Source organism: Trichococcus flocculiformis (genome assembly GCF_963662535.1).
Taxonomy (GTDB): Bacteria; Bacillota; Bacilli; order Lactobacillales; family Aerococcaceae; genus Trichococcus; species Trichococcus flocculiformis.
The window spans coordinates 1,350,828-1,365,372 of record NZ_OY759718.1 but is presented as its reverse complement, the minus strand read 5'-3'; the positions used below and the strand labels follow the sequence as shown (position 1 = coordinate 1,365,372).

Below are 14,545 nucleotides of genomic sequence, written 5' to 3'. Positions count from 1 at the left end.
AAAAAACTTTGTGACCAGGCTTTTGAACGCCTGTCGCAAAGCTTTTTTTGATGTGATTTCTTAATGAAGATGCCCTGTATCCAACTCCGGACGCCCTTTGAAGAAAGGCAGCACGGTCTGTGCGATCAACGGCAGTTTGCCGACTGCATCGCTTTCGATTGTCCATACCAACAACGGTTCATGAAGGCTCAACCGCAGGATGAACCAGCCTTCTCCGTACTGGCCGCTCAGATTCACGCGCACGCCCTCAAGATGATTCGCAATCAATGCCATGTCCTCGGTCGCAGCAATGAAAGCTGCAAAATCCTTGATGATGGCATTACCCACTTCAAAAATCGGTTCTTCGATAATCGTAAAGCGATACTCTATCGTTTCCGCCGGTTGACCCAGTGTCGCGATCAAATCGCCCAAGCGTTTTCCTTCCGTTGACAACTGCGCATCTGCGATCAGCAGCTTTGCGATCAGGTAGGCACCGTCATCCAGGAAATAATTTTCTTTCAGCGCCGCATGTCCGCTCGTTTCAATCGCCAACACTGCATTGGTGCCCGCTTCATTCAATTCGATGCCGCGATTGATGACATTCCGGTAGCCGGTCAGATAACGGTCCTGGACCCCGCCAAGGCCCGTGATGAACGTCTCCAGATGAGCGGAAGTCGCGGAATTTGTTACGATTGTCGCGCCTGGATCTTCATTCAACAGCACCGCTGAAATTAAGGCAATCAGATTGTTGCGGTTGAACGCTTTTCCGTCGCTGTCGACGATCGCGGAACGGTCCACATCCGTGTCGAAGATGATCCCAAGATCAGCCTTGTTTGCGATCACCGCATCCTGGATGCTCTTCATTGCCGCTTTGTTGTCCGGATTCGGGACGTGGTTCGGGAAAGTGCCGTCCGGATCCAGGAATTGGCTACCGGAAGTGTTGGCCCCCAAAGGCTGCAGCACCCGTTCCACAAAGAATCCGCCCGCTCCGTTGCCGGCGTCCACGATGATGTGGCGTCCAGTCAATGGTTTCTCAGGATTTTCCGCTGAAGCGATGCCTTTGCGGATTTTTTCCTGGAGATCGGCTGCATAAGTCGAAAGCAGATCCATCTCGGTCACAACTGCGGTTTGTTCTTCTTCAGCGAATGCTTCCGGTATTTCGTAGGCGTATTCCAAAATTGCCTCGATGTCCTCGTGCTCCGCTCCACCCGTTTTGGTGAAGAATTTCAGCCCGTTGTATTCATAGGGAAGATGGCTGGCCGTAATCATGATTGCTGCATCCGTCGCGTAATCTTTGTACTGCGTCGACATGAACATCGCCGGCGTAGTGCAGAGGCCGACATCGATGATTTCGATGGCATAAGTCGCCATGCCTGCCATCAGTGCAGCTTTTATATCCCCTCCGGATAAGCGGCTATCCTGTCCGATCGCAATTTTGACTTTCTTTTCGCTGTTCAGATTGATATTTTTATCTTTTTGCAACCACTCCACGAAACCGTATCCGATACGCGTCACTTTGTCCGCCGTAAGCGTCGCTTCATGTTTATCCGTCGAAATCGCAATCCCGCGGACATCCGACCCATTCTGTAAGGCCAATAATGCAGCTTTATCCATTATTCCATCCCCTTTTCAATTTTACGTTACATCCATTATACCTATTCACTGGAAATAAAAAAAGAACGGCCGAAGCTTTTTCGCTTTTGGCCATTCTACTTGTGAAATTATCAACTGGGTGAGGCTTTAGCCCTTCAATTTATCGTTCTCATACGTGTGAGTCAATTCCAGATTCGGGAATCCTTGCTGACGCAACGCCTCGTAGACCACCATGCAGGCTGTGTTCGACAGGTTCAGGGAGCGCACATGCTCATCGTTCATCGGAATGCGCAGGCATTTTTCAGCGTTTTCCTGCATGAAAGATTCAGGTAGGCCCGTCGTCTCTTTGCCGAAGATGAAGAAGATGTCCTCGTCCTTCGTGAAGTCGGCCTCGCTGTAGATGCGGTCGGCGAACTTGGTGATCAGATAGAGCTGGCGATCGCCCAAATAGTCGAGGAAAGCCGCCAGATCCGCATGATGGATGATGTTCACGTCATGCCAATAATCAAGCCCGGCACGTTTCAGCTGCTTATCATCGGTCGAAAAGCCCAACGGTTCGATCAGATGCAAAGTAGTGTTGGTTGCAGCGCAAGTGCGCGCGATATTGCCTGTATTCGCAGGGATCTGCGGTTCAAATAGTACGATATGGTTGGTCATAAATGAGACTCCTTTATTCTGTTAGATTAATCTGTTTTCTGGATTTCAAGCATTTTCAGATACGCTTTCTCCATTTCAGCTTTGGTTTCTTCATCCGTTTCGATTATAAGCCGTTCGGAGAAAAAAGCCAACATTTCCGGATTAGGCTCGCGTACAATCTCCGCGATAGCCCAAGCAGCCGTTCCACGCAGCACTGGACGGGGATCTTGCTCGATCATCCGCAGCAGTTCCGGAATCGCCGTCCGGTCGCGGTAATTCGCCAAGGCGATGACAGCGTTGCGCTGCAGCGGTTTTTTGCCGCGCCATGAGCCTGCCAGATGACCGAACTGCTCCTTGAATTCCCGATTCGAAATCGTCAACATCGGTTGCAACACGGGCGTGACGCTTGCTGGTTCAGGCTCCATTTCGGGATGTAAATGATGATCCATGCCGCGGTTATACGGGCAGACTTGCTGGCAGATATCACATCCGTAAATGACATGGCCAATTTTTTGGCGGTATTCTTCCGGCATGTACCCTTTTGTCTGCGTCTGGTAGGAAAGGCAAATGTTCGGGTTCAGTTGGCCATTACCGAGGATCGCTCCGGTCGGACAGAAGTCCACACAGCGCGTGCATTCCCCGCAACCGAAGACACCCGGCTCATCCGCTGGGAAAGGAATGTCGGTGATGATTTCCCCCAAGTAGACATAGGACCCGAATTCGCGCGTGATCAACAGCCCGTTACGGCCGATGAAGCCCAATCCAGCCCGTTGCGCCACCACTGTATCGATCAGCTCGCCCGTGTCCACCATCGGCTTGAAGCGGGCATCCGGCATCTTTTCCTGGATAAAAGCAATCAATCGGTCCATCCTTTCGCGGAGGATGACATGGTAGTCAGTCCCCCAGGAAGCGCGCGAGAAATTGCCGCGGCGTTCTCCGCGCACCCGCTCAGCCTTTTCGGTCATTTTGCTCGGATAAGCCAGCGCAATCGAAAGGATTGCTTGCGGGTTATCGAATATCCGGTCCGGATAGATCCGTTCCTCCAGAACCGGGTGCTCAAAACCGACAGTGTGGCCCTTCGCATGCTGCTCCTTCAGACTTTCCAACATATATTCAAAAGGTTCGGCAGTCGTGAAACCAACTTTATCGATTCCGAGTTTTTTGCTTTCTTCTATTATTTCAGCCTTTAATGCTGCAAAATCCATTTCCTATACTCCTGACAATCAGTATTTTATGTACCGTTCGGTGTCCTTGTCGACCTCCGAAAAAGATTGCGAAAATACGCACAAAAAAAACGTATCGTTTCGGTGTCAGGCACGGCGAATGCGATACGTTGGGCAAGGTCATTTTGTGGAACAAAACGATAATAATGGCTACAAAATGATATACGTATTATAGCATATCACACCGCTGTGTCAACATTTTTCTGAAAATTGAGGTCATAGTCCGGTTGTACATAAATCAGATTGACTTGCTGGCGACCAAAAGTGTGACTCCCGACTTTGACAGTTTATAGAAGAAAAAGCAGCGATAAAACCCGTTATATCAAGGTTTTTAGCTGCTTTTTCTCGTTTTGAATTTGTTGTGCACACACGCTACTTACCGTACTTCCGTAGGACCTCTAGCGGTACAAATTGAAAATCCCATTTTTTCCCGAGAAGTTCATTGATTTTCAAGAAGTCATCGCTACCGAAGACTTCCCAGTAGCCTTTGTCCAACGGACGGCATTGCGCGCTGATAAGAGCACTCTGTATTCTTTCAGGGCTAAGCTGTCCATCCAGTTTGTATTCTAATAACCGCATGATGGTTAAGGAGATGAAACAGATCAGAAAGTGTGCCTCAATGTGGGGTTGAGTCCAGACATAGATTGGACGCGCGTCAAAGTTTGTTTTCAAAGTTTTGAAACAATCCTCAATGCGGCTCAACGAGCGGTAGCTAGCCAACATCTCTTCATCGCTCATTTCCGTCTCGCTGGTGATCAAGACATTGATTCCGTCAAACTGTTCATCAAAAGCAATCTGTTCCTCATCGATGGAAATATGGGGTGTGAGTTTTTTGATTTCACCAGTCTCTTCATCGACGCTCTCCACATCCAAGTATCGCTTTCCACCTTTTTTCATGGTCAATCGGAATCTCTCTCCTGCAGTCAATTTCTCCGCATATTCCACCGATTTCTTACGCCGGATTTTTTCACGGAAGTCATATTTCTGATTCCAGGTTACGAGGATTTTCTCGGTTATTTCCTTTTTATTCACTGTTCTTTTGCGGATCATCGATTTCTTTGCGAAGGTTTCCTGCTCATTGGTGATCCAATCTTCTGAATCCAGAACGAACGCTTGGATATCCTTTGGTGCACCTCGGGTGCCGCGGACCTTTTGACTGAAAAGGTATCCGTCCTTGTTCTGGAGTGTTTCGGTTATGTTGTTCTTGCTGTTCATGCCTTTATCAGCTACAACAACAATTCGCTGGATGCCAAACTGTTTCTTGATTTGTTCGACTGCCGGTAGGTAGGTCTTAACATCCACACAGTTGCCAGGAAATAAACGATAAGCGATGGGAATACCGTTGGTGTCCATAAACAATCCCATCTGGACAATCGGGTTTGGCCGCTTCTCCTTACTGGGACCCCGTTTCCGAAAAGCAGGCAGAATCTCACCTTCAACCTCGACAGGCTCATCGTCCAAATCGGTTTCAAAATAGTAGTTCGTGACATCATAAAAAACTAATGCCCCCGTACGTCCGACATCCTTGGTGATGGCTTGGTGCATCTGTAGTTGGATCTCTTCGCTCAGCAGGCTGAAAGTATCCAACGCTCGATAGACCGAATGTGCGGCCAAATCGAAGTCACCGAATAGGTCCCCTTGGGACTGAACGCTCTTCCACTTACTTTGGGGATCCAAGACCCTCTTTGCCATCAAGAGGCGCATCGATTTATCGAGGTCTATTTGGGAGCTTGTTTCTTTTTCGTGTGCTCGGAAAACTTTTGAGATTCCTAGGCTGCGATAAATTTCATCCAAAAGGAGCCACCCATAGTTCTGGAGTGGATTTGATATTTTTTTATTCAAATCAAGGGTGAGAGAAAGGGTTTCCGGTTCCGGTTGAAACTTACCTGCCTTTACGTCCTCCTTTAATTCCGCTAAATAATTAGGATTCCCGGCTTCCAGATCTTTCAGCTTTCCCAAAGATTTGATGGTACGTTGCTTTACTTTGTCTTTTTCGCGATAGCCTTCCACAATCGAAACATATTGTGTGCCTTCGCGGTTTTTGGTCACTTTTACAAACATACCTCATTATACTATACATAACCGTTCACAACAACATAAAATTTAAAAAACTTGCGTTTTTTCCTACAGCCGCAAGCTTTTCATTCAAATTTTACTATTTTAACTGTCAAAGTCGGGATTATAGCATATCACACCGCTGTGTCAACATTTTTCTGAAAATTGAGGTCATAGTCCGGTTGTACATAAATCAGATTGACTTGCTGGCGACCAAAAGTGTGACTGCCACTGTGACGGACTTCAAAGGATTTGCCGCCGCATTTGCCAACGCCGTTTCAGAAGCACCCCATGACAAAGGCGTCATCTCCATCAGCCAGCCATAGCTTTGCGCATCAAGAGCCACACTATAAGCTACTTCTTCGCTGATTGCATCCGGATAGATTTCGTAGAATCGATCCACCACTTGTTGATTGTCGTACTCTCTTTTTGTCGTATCCAGGGCATACAACTGCTCCCGCAATTCGATCAGATACTGTGCATTCGGCACAACTTTGATGACCTTGCCGCCTGGTTTCAAAACACGGTCGAATTCCTGGTACTGCGATGGTGAGAAGATGTTCAAGATGACATCAAAAGCACTCTCTGCAAAAGGCGAATGCGCCAGATCGGCCACACACCAGAAAGCATCCGGGAAAAAGTTGCTGGCCGCCAACTGGATCGCATCCTTCGAAATATCAAAGCCTATTTTTGTCCCCTTCAAGCCTTTTTCGGTCAAATAATGCAGATGCGACCCTTCCCCGCAACCGACATCCAGAACCGTCGCCGACTCCGGCTTGTCGATATGGGCATATACGGCATCCAAAAATGGGAAAAAGAAACCGGTGTCCGCCAAATTTTTCCGGCTCGACAGCATTTCCTTGCCGTATTCGTTCTGGCCGCCCTTCATCAAAAGATGCAGGGTCCCCTTTTTGGAAACATCAAAGTGATGCCCATTCGCACAGACGACGCTGTGTCCACCCACCGTTTCAAAGTCCCCTTTGCAGATTGGGCACTGGAAAAGATTCCGATGTTTTTCCAGATAAAGACTGCCCGCTTCAATTTTTTTCATGATATACTACCCTTTCTCGGCCCGCGCGTTCATACGGCGTCAGGCGCTTACTGTCTCAAAACTCCTCTAACAGTTTACCATAGAAACCTTTTGGAATCAGCTTTTGCTTCAGGTTCATAAAATGGAACCGCATTCATATTAGTGGAGTTCTGATGTCTGAAGGTTTATACTGATGATGAAAGAAATGTTAAAAAAAACGAAAGGGGATTTTTTAAATGTCAAATGAGTTACGCAGAAGCAACAGTTTCTTCGACTTGCTGTCGGACACCGGATCGCTGTTCCAAAATCGTTTCTTCCAGGAAATAAAAATGGATGTCCACGAAACCGAGGATAACTACCAAGTGACCGCCGATCTGCCAGGCTATGCCAAAGAGGATATCACTGTGGATTATGAAAACGACATTCTCTCCATTTCAGCGACACGCAAATCGGAAAAAGTCGACAAAGATGAAAAAGGCCAAATCATCCGCCAAGAACGTTCTTCGGGTTCCGTCCACAGGGAAATTTATCTGAAAGGTATCAACGAAGAGGACATAACCGCCACTCTGACAGAAGGCGTTTTGAACTTGGTGCTTCCGAAGAAAGAACCTACTATACCTTCCAAACGCAAAATTGAAATATTCTGATAAGGAATCCTTCCGTAATAGCCGGGCAAACCACTTGTTGGTCTGCCCGGTTTTTTGGATTACTGAAAAATAAAATAGTTGCGTTGATTTTCATTAAGCGATAAAATACATCCATGGATAAAATATATCTACGAAAGAAGGCGAAAACATGAAAATGAAAAGCGGCGTGGAACAAGCCATCTGCATCCTGATTATGCTGGCTACCCAAATCGAGCGACGTCCAATCAAAAGCGCCATCCTAAGTAAGCGTCTGGCCGTTTCTGATTCCTACTTGAAAAAAGTGATGCGCTCCCTTGTCGTTTCAGGACTGGTCAACTCGGAGGCCGGAAAGGACGGCGGTTTTAGACTGAATAGGACTCCGGAAGAAATCACGATGCTGCACATCTATGAAGCGATCGAAGGAACGCACAGCTTTGTCCGGCCGACCAGTCTGGCCGAAAAGGTATTCCTGCGCGCGGATAAAATCAGGGACAAAAAGCAGGAGGTACTCGAAGTATTCTTCGATGCGGAGCAGCAATTCAAAGGTCGTTTGCAACAATATACGCTCGGCTCCCTGTTGGTTGAAGGCTCGGAAAGAATCGGCGCCGCTGATTGGGAGTCCATCGTCCTGACCTCAGAAAATAAGAAAAGCTGAAAGGGTTCGATCAGCCCTGAAAGAAATTTAGGAAATCTGTCCGCCTGAGCAGCGAAGAGCGCAATAGGACAGATTTATCTAATTTCCGAAGGGCTTACCCGTGAAGCTGGAAATCATTTTAGGTGCATGAAACATTTTACAAACTTGTGAAACACCTATGCTGATGCAGAACACCTTACAAAATTGTGAAGCACCTGTGGTGATGCACCTTTTAGATCGAAAAATCATTTTATACTCTACATTGAAGGAAGTGCACTACCTTGTTGAAGCAAGAATGGCAGTCAATTTTCAAAACGAAAAAAATGTTAATCATTCTGTTCGGGATCAGCCTGATCCCTTCCCTTTACACCGTCCTCTTTCTCAGTTCCATGTGGGATCCCTACGGTAAACTGGCCGAACTTCCGGTCGCCGTCGTGAACCAGGATAAGGCCGTCAACTATAATGAGGAAACTTTGGCGGTAGGCGACTCGCTTGTCGCCGGTTTGGAGGAATCCGATGCCTTGGACTTCGATTTCGTTTCTCAGGAAGAAGCGGAAGCCGGACTGGCGGATGGCAGCTACTATATGGCGCTCACCATCCCGGAGGACTTCTCGGAAAATGCAACCACCTTGTTGGATGAAACACCCAAGCGGATGGAATTGACTTACAGCACCAGCGCTGGCAGAAGCTACATTGCCTCCAAACTGACCGCTTCTGCGGCAAACGAAATCAAGGACACCATCTCCGATGAAGTGACGGCCATCTACGCCGAAACCGTCTTTGACCAGCTGCAGACCGTCGCAGATGGGATGACTGCTGCTGCTGACGGCAGCGCGCAGCTCAGCGACGGTACAGCCCAGATCAAGGAAGGCAACGAGACCATTACAGCAAACCTCGAAACGCTGGCGGGCAGCACCCTCACCTTCCGTGACGGAGCAGAGACGCTGGCAGTCGGCCTGCAGACGTATCTGAATGGAGTCGGCCAGTTGGATGCCGGCGCCAAAGCACTGAACGATGGCACCGCCAAGCTGACAGCCGCCATGCCGGCGTTGGAAACAGGCGTTGGCAAACTGAACGCTGGCGCTTCTGCAACGGCTGCCGGCAGTGCATCGTTGAGTACCGGGCTTTCCAGCTTGGCCACGAACAGCCTTACGCTTTCGGCAGGCATGGATAGTTTGAACAGCGGCATGGGCCAACTGGCGGATGGCAGCAAAGCTTTGACAGCAGGCTTGGCTGCACTGAACACGAGTCTCACGAGTGCTGAACAACAGGCAAAACTGGTTGCATTGCAGAGTGGACTCGACCAAATGAAAAACGGTATCGAAACGCTCGACAGCCAACTCAAACACTCCAATCTTTCATCGGACTTGGGGACTGTCCTGTCCCAACTGGACGGCCTCTCAGGCACAATTGCGGCAGTCCAAACCGAGCTCAACACTATCACGGCCTCGGTGGACCCCGTCAACAATACCGCAGCCATCATGACTGCGATCTCCCAAAGTGGAACCGAATTGACCGCTGAGCAGGAAGCTGCAGTCAGCCAAGCTGTCTCTGCACAGCTGGCGACCGTCGCAAATGAACAAGCGTACTCTGTCCAATCGATCACTACCAGCCTCAACGGTCTTTCTGGGCTGAGCGTTATCGATGCTTCTGCCATCGCGCAGCAGGTTGCCGCTCTTCAAAGCAGCGTCAGCAACCTGTCGACCGGCTATGCCGCTGTCTACGGCGGAGCCACAACACTCGTATCGGGATTTGACCAAATCGGAACGACAAGCCAAGCGCTTCTGAGCGGGGCCCAAGCATTGCAGACGGCCATCGGAAGCGCACAAAGCGGCTCCCAGAAACTCTCAGCCGGCCTGAACCAGCTTACAACCGGTTCCGAACAATTGGCTGCAGGGGGACAGAGCCTGACAGAAGGCAATGCACAAGTAAGCGCCGGTCTGCAGACCCTGAATGAACAGACCGGAACCCTCGCAGCAGGCGCAACGGAACTCCAGAATGGCACACAGGCACTGGCCGACGGAACCATGCAGTTGGTCGAAAACGGCAGCCTGCTGACCGATGGGACCAACCAACTTGCTGACGGTGCTGTAAAAATCAGTGACGGCTCCGCCAGATTAGCGGTTGGGTCGGAGCAACTCAATGCCGGCCTGGTATCTTTGCTCAGCGGCACAGACGAACTCGGTGCCAAACTGCTGGACGGCAGCGCCGCGCTGAATGAAGTCGATGCAAACGAAAACACCTACGCAATGATGGCCGAACCGGTCATTGCGAACCAGATCGAAACGGCTCCGGTCGCCAACAACGGCTCCGGCATGGCTCCCTACATGATGTCCGTCGCCCTCTTCGTCGGTGCCATCAGCCTGAACCTGATGTACGACAGCTTTACCCCGCGGAAATACCCGAAGAACGGCTTCAGCTGGTGGGCCAGCAAAATATCTGTCCTTGCATCGGTCGGTGTCTGCCAAGCACTCATCATGGTCGCACTGCTCGTGAACGTGAACGGATTGGCGCCGTCCTCGATCGGAAAAACGCTGCTGGTCACCATCATGACGGCGCTCGTTTCGGTGTCGATCGTTATGCTCTTCAACCTGCTGTTTGACAAAGTCGGCTCCTTCCTGATGCTGATTTTCCTCATCCTGCAGTTATCGGGATCCGGCGGCACTTATCCGATCCAGTTGTCCAACAGCTTCTTCGAGGCGATCCATCCGTATCTGCCGATGACGTACTCGATTGATGCCTACCGCCAGCTGTTCGGCATCGGTGGCAGCATCTCCACGGATCTGTTCATCCTGCTGGCGATCCTGCTCGTATTCAACCTGCTGATCGTCCTCTTTTATTCGGTCAAACGGAAAAAGTTGCGGCAGGAAGACTTCGAGTACGAGGAAAAATCGGTCGATCTGGAGACCCAAACTGCCTAAATAAGAATCTATCAATGTCAAAACACGCACACCCTCAACAGTTGTGCGTGTTTTCTTTGTCTTTTTCTGGATGCGTACAGCACCGCTGACGCTACCGTTGCCTCAGCTCCGGTGAACGGCGGCTTCGCCGAATTTTGTATGGTAATCTGATTGCGTCCTCCGAGGGGATAAGCCTCATCGGAGGAGAAGCTGACTATTACCACCCAGCTCCGGTAAACGCCCCCTCACCGGAGCTAAGGATCACTTCACCATCTCATTCTCATCCTAAACTTAAACTACCCACAGAAATTTATATCCAATCGAAATTTTCGCTTGACTTAACCTTCACTTTAAGGTGTAAGCTGATTCCATCAAACAAGTTTAGCCAGTCAGGAGGCGAAAAATCATGAATATTTCAGAAGCAGCAGAAAAATCAGGGCTGACAGCGGTAACCCTGCGCTATTACGAGCGGATCGGCTTGATCCCTCCGGTAACAAGGGGCAACGGCGGCGTCCGCTTGTTTAACGAATCCGATCTTGGGTGGATTGAATTCATCAAATGCATGCGCAATGCCGGTTTATCGATCGAATCTTTGATAGAATACACAGCTTTGTTCGATCAAGGAAAAGAAACCGTCATTGCAAGGAAAGATATCCTGATCGAAGAACAGAAAAAACTGCAGGAACGTTACGACGAACTAGGAATAACACTGGAAAAACTGAACAAAAAAATAGAACATTACGAGCAGGACCATTTTTGAGAACTGCCCGTACAAAAAAAGGAGTGCTAACAATTTGCATACACTACAAACAACAATCATAGACAAAGTGAACAGCCCCGCAGACGTGAAGAAACTGAACCTGGTTGAAATGGGCCAATTGGCTGGAGAGATCCGCTCGCTTGTTTTGAACAAGGTCAGCCAAGTCAGCGGCCACGTCGGACCGAACCTGGGTGTCGCCGAACTGACGATTGCCTTCCACCATGTTTTTGATTCGCCAACGGATAAGATCGTCTGGGATGTTTCCCACCAGTCCTACCCTCACAAAATTCTGACAGGCCGCAAATACGGCTTCGTCGACAAAGAAAACTTCCATTCCGTCACAGGTTACACTTCCCAGCACGAAAGCGAACATGACTTCTTCACGGTTGGGCATACTTCCACTTCCATCAGTCTGGCTGTAGGGATGGCAAAAGCGCGCGATTTGAAGAAGGAAACCGGGAATGTCGTTGCCCTGATCGGGGACGGTTCCCTGAGCGGCGGACTGGCCTTCGAAGGTCTCAATAACGCTGCTGAACTGAATTCCAACCTGATCATTATCCTCAACGACAATGAAATGTCGATCGATGAAAATTTCGGCGGCCTGTACCGTTCGTTGGCCGAGCTGCGTGCGACAAATGGGGAAGCCTCAAACAATCCGTTCAAAGCTTTGGGCTTCGATTACCGTTACCTCGAGGAAGGCAACGATTTGGAAAAATTGATCGAAACATTCCGCGATGTCAAAGACATTGGTCATCCGATCGTGCTGCATGTACATACCGAAAAAGGCCATGGCTACGAAAAAGCCACTCAGGAAAAAACGAATTACCATTGGCGCTCCCCGTTCAACCTGGAAACAGGTGAAAGCTTACGAACGGCTAGCGGTGAATCCTACAATTCAATCATCATGGATCATCTGATCAAAAAGGTTGATGAGGACGAAATGAAACTGGCTGCCATCAATGCGGCCATCCCGGGAATGTTCGGGCTGAAAGACTTCCAAGCCGCGCATCCGGAACATTATTTCGATGTGGGCATCGCTGAAGGCCACTCGATCACGTTTGCGGCGGGATTGGCTTCGCAAGGCGTCAAACCGGTCGTTTTCCACTCGAGCACCTTCCTGCAGCGAGCCTATGACCAATTATCGCATGATCTGGCCATCAACGAATTGCCGGCCGTACTCATCATCATCGGCGGGAACATCTCTGGCGGTGCAGTGACGCATAACGGCCTGTTCGACATTCCGTTGATCAAGAGCATCCCTAATTTCAACTATCTTGCGCCGACCAGCAAGGAGGAATTGGTTGCGATGCTGGAATGGGCTCTGCAACAGGAAAAAGGACCGATCGCCATCCGCTTGCCGAACGGACCGGTTGTCTCCAGAGAAAATGCACTGGTCGACTTCAAATCGCCAACCTACGAAACACTCCGCAAAGGCAAAAAAGTGGCGATCCTGGCGCTCGGTTCCTTCCTTTCCCTCGGCGAACGAGTCGCTGAGCAAATGAAGGCTGAAACCGGTGAGGACATCACCGTGATCAATCCGCGTTCCATCACCGAGGTCGATGCAGATACGCTGAAGGAACTGGAAGCAAGCCATGACCTGATCGTAACACTTGAGGACGGTTCCTTGGCCGGTGGCTTCGGCGAGCAGATTGCTTCCTTCTATGGGGCCTCAGTTGTCAAAGTTTTGAACTTCGGCGCGAAAAAAGAATTTACGGACAATGTTCCGCTTGAAACGCTTTACGAGCAGTTCCATCTGACGCCTGAATTGATCGTCAAGGACATCTTGGATACATTGGCGTAGGCTGATTTCTCTCTGAAAAACAATAAAACCATCGAAGCAGACGTTCAAATACAACGCCTGCCTCGATGGTTTTTTACTTGCCGGACTGCATTTGGACCAACCGCGATTTCAATGCATCAGGCTATCTTCCGATTCCCTCATTTTGCCTTCGAAGCTTTTGATTTTTCCGTTCAGCCTCTCGATCGTTTCACTGATTTCCTTCTGTTTGGCAAGCAGTTGATCTCTTTCCCTGATCAGAATATTTTTGCGCGCTTCATCCGACTGCGTCCCGTTTCTGAACAATGTCGTATACTCGATCAGCGAATCGACCGACATCCCGGCGCTGCGCATGCATTTGATGAAATCGATCCAACCAAGATCGTCCTGTTGATAATCCCGGACACCGCCGTTCTTGCGGGTCACCGGCGGGATCAGACCTTCGCTTTCATAGTAGCGCAGCGTTGCGGCTGTGAGCCCGGTTATTTTTGCGGCTTCAGATATATTCATAACACAATCACCCTTTCTCTCGCATACAGTATACAACAAATGTACAAGGGTGGCGCCAAAAGAAGTCTGAAAGATCTCCCACCAACTGTGGATTCTTTCAGACTTCTTTTTCGATGATGAATAGAAAATTTAAATATATGTTCCGGTGTCACTTACAGAGCAATAGATGCTGCTTTGGTTATCCCTATCCTAACCTTTGTTCGATCTAGATTGAGGACAATTCAAAATAAAACGGAATGATATCCACAAAGGTACCATTGTCCATTTTGAAGCCTCCCGGAATGGTCCCCAGCTCCTTGAAACCCAGCTTTTTATAAAGGCTGATCGCTCCTTTATTGTTGGCGACTACAGCATTGAACTGCATGATGCGGAAGCCTGACTCCTTAGCCATCTGCAGCGAATGCACCACCAGTTTTTCGCCAATGCGCTTTCCTCTCTGATCAGCAGCAACAGCGTAAGAGGCATTCGCGATGTGGCCGCAACGGCCGATGTTGTTGGGATGAAGAATATACAAACCAACTATTACCCCATCTTCTTCCGCAACGCCGGTAAACGTTTGTTCAGCGAAAAAGGCTGTCGCTTCCTTTAGTGATAAGCCGTCTATTTGGGGGAAATACTTACCTTCCTTAACGACATGATTCCAAATATTCGCCATTGTTCCCAAATCATTCTCGCTATATTTCCTGATAACGATACCCATCAACCCATCCCCGCTTTCTTATCTCATAAAAATCACTGTTTCTATTATACCCCATAACAGATTCGCTGCATAAAAAAATAAGCCCACAACGATGAGATCATCGTCATAAGCTTATCTGTGTG

12 protein-coding genes are annotated in these 14,545 nt (G+C 49.1%); 5 read left to right on the top strand and 7 right to left on the bottom strand.

Features of this window, described 5'->3' with window-relative positions; genetic code table 11:
- Positions 1 to 60: 60 nt before the first annotated feature.
- From ACKPCD_RS06610 to ACKPCD_RS06590, 5 genes are all read right to left on the bottom strand, one after another.
- Positions 61 to 1,593: a phosphohexomutase domain-containing protein gene (locus ACKPCD_RS06610; RefSeq protein ID WP_321434435.1), complete on the bottom strand. Its 1,533-nt coding sequence runs from the start codon at positions 1,591 to 1,593 to the stop codon at positions 61 to 63.
- Between the two features lie 126 nt (positions 1,594 to 1,719).
- The gene (trmL, locus tag ACKPCD_RS06605) at positions 1,720 to 2,229 is read right to left on the bottom strand and encodes a tRNA (uridine(34)/cytosine(34)/5-carboxymethylaminomethyluridine(34)-2'-O)-methyltransferase TrmL (protein ID WP_068559865.1); all 510 of its coding nucleotides are present in this window, start codon (positions 2,227 to 2,229) and stop codon (positions 1,720 to 1,722) included.
- Positions 2,230 to 2,255: 26 nt separating this feature from the next.
- Positions 2,256 to 3,413, bottom strand: a complete 1,158-nt coding sequence (gene queG, locus ACKPCD_RS06600) for a tRNA epoxyqueuosine(34) reductase QueG (protein ID WP_321434434.1) — start codon at positions 3,411 to 3,413, stop codon at positions 2,256 to 2,258.
- Between the two features lie 390 nt (positions 3,414 to 3,803).
- On the bottom strand, positions 3,804 to 5,492 hold the full coding sequence (locus ACKPCD_RS06595; protein WP_321433553.1) for an IS1634 family transposase: 1,689 nt from the start codon (positions 5,490 to 5,492) through the stop codon (positions 3,804 to 3,806).
- 187 nt (positions 5,493 to 5,679) lie between these two features.
- A complete protein-coding gene (locus tag ACKPCD_RS06590; RefSeq protein WP_321434433.1) occupies positions 5,680 to 6,537 on the bottom strand; it encodes a methyltransferase domain-containing protein in 858 nt (285 codons plus the stop codon).
- A 215-nt stretch (positions 6,538 to 6,752) separates the two neighbouring features.
- On the opposite strand from ACKPCD_RS06590, the gene ACKPCD_RS06585 reads away from it, so the two are divergent.
- The 5 genes from ACKPCD_RS06585 (at position 6,753) to ACKPCD_RS06565 (ending at position 13,237) form a co-directional block, all read left to right on the top strand.
- Positions 6,753 to 7,163 (top strand): Hsp20/alpha crystallin family protein, encoded by a 411-nt coding sequence (locus ACKPCD_RS06585; protein WP_276645581.1) that lies wholly within the window; start codon positions 6,753 to 6,755, stop codon positions 7,161 to 7,163.
- A 148-nt stretch (positions 7,164 to 7,311) separates the two neighbouring features.
- Positions 7,312 to 7,797, top strand: a complete 486-nt coding sequence (locus ACKPCD_RS06580; protein WP_321434432.1) for an RrF2 family transcriptional regulator — start codon at positions 7,312 to 7,314, stop codon at positions 7,795 to 7,797.
- Between the two features lie 260 nt (positions 7,798 to 8,057).
- Positions 8,058 to 10,697, top strand: a complete 2,640-nt coding sequence (locus ACKPCD_RS06575; RefSeq protein ID WP_321434431.1) for a YhgE/Pip family protein — start codon at positions 8,058 to 8,060, stop codon at positions 10,695 to 10,697.
- Between the two features lie 385 nt (positions 10,698 to 11,082).
- Entirely contained in the window at positions 11,083 to 11,436 is a 354-nt protein-coding gene (locus ACKPCD_RS06570) for a MerR family transcriptional regulator (RefSeq protein WP_321434430.1), read from the top strand.
- 34 nt (positions 11,437 to 11,470) lie between these two features.
- Positions 11,471 to 13,237, top strand: coding sequence for a 1-deoxy-D-xylulose-5-phosphate synthase (locus ACKPCD_RS06565; protein WP_321434429.1), 1,767 nt, complete (start codon positions 11,471 to 11,473; stop codon positions 13,235 to 13,237).
- A gap of 108 nt (positions 13,238 to 13,345) precedes the next feature.
- On the opposite strand, the gene ACKPCD_RS06560 is transcribed toward ACKPCD_RS06565, so the two are convergent.
- Both ACKPCD_RS06560 and ACKPCD_RS06555 read right to left on the bottom strand, forming a co-directional pair.
- Positions 13,346 to 13,723, bottom strand: coding sequence for a MerR family transcriptional regulator (locus ACKPCD_RS06560; RefSeq protein ID WP_321434428.1), 378 nt, complete (start codon positions 13,721 to 13,723; stop codon positions 13,346 to 13,348).
- A gap of 205 nt (positions 13,724 to 13,928) precedes the next feature.
- The gene (locus tag ACKPCD_RS06555; RefSeq protein WP_321434427.1) at positions 13,929 to 14,423 is read right to left on the bottom strand and encodes a GNAT family N-acetyltransferase; all 495 of its coding nucleotides are present in this window, start codon (positions 14,421 to 14,423) and stop codon (positions 13,929 to 13,931) included.
- Positions 14,424 to 14,545 lie beyond the last annotated feature (122 nt).

Bases quoted from the DNA above. Each gene is read 5' to 3' on its own strand.
- ACKPCD_RS06610 (WP_321434435.1), bottom strand. From the start codon at position 1,593: ATGGATAAAGCTGCATTATTGGCCTTACAGAATGGGTCGGATGTCCGC.
- trmL (WP_068559865.1), bottom strand. From the start codon at position 2,229: ATGACCAACCATATCGTACTATTTGAACCGCAGATCCCTGCGAATACA.
- queG (WP_321434434.1), bottom strand. From the start codon at position 3,413: ATGGATTTTGCAGCATTAAAGGCTGAAATAATAGAAGAAAGCAAAAAA.
- ACKPCD_RS06595 (WP_321433553.1), bottom strand. From the start codon at position 5,492: ATGTTTGTAAAAGTGACCAAAAACCGCGAAGGCACACAATATGTTTCG.
- ACKPCD_RS06590 (WP_321434433.1), bottom strand. From the start codon at position 6,537: ATGAAAAAAATTGAAGCGGGCAGTCTTTATCTGGAAAAACATCGGAAT.
- ACKPCD_RS06585 (WP_276645581.1), top strand. From the start codon at position 6,753: ATGTCAAATGAGTTACGCAGAAGCAACAGTTTCTTCGACTTGCTGTCG.
- ACKPCD_RS06580 (WP_321434432.1), top strand. From the start codon at position 7,312: ATGAAAATGAAAAGCGGCGTGGAACAAGCCATCTGCATCCTGATTATG.
- ACKPCD_RS06570 (WP_321434430.1), top strand. From the start codon at position 11,083: ATGAATATTTCAGAAGCAGCAGAAAAATCAGGGCTGACAGCGGTAACC.
- ACKPCD_RS06560 (WP_321434428.1), bottom strand. From the start codon at position 13,723: ATGAATATATCTGAAGCCGCAAAAATAACCGGGCTCACAGCCGCAACG.
- ACKPCD_RS06555 (WP_321434427.1), bottom strand. From the start codon at position 14,423: ATGGGTATCGTTATCAGGAAATATAGCGAGAATGATTTGGGAACAATG.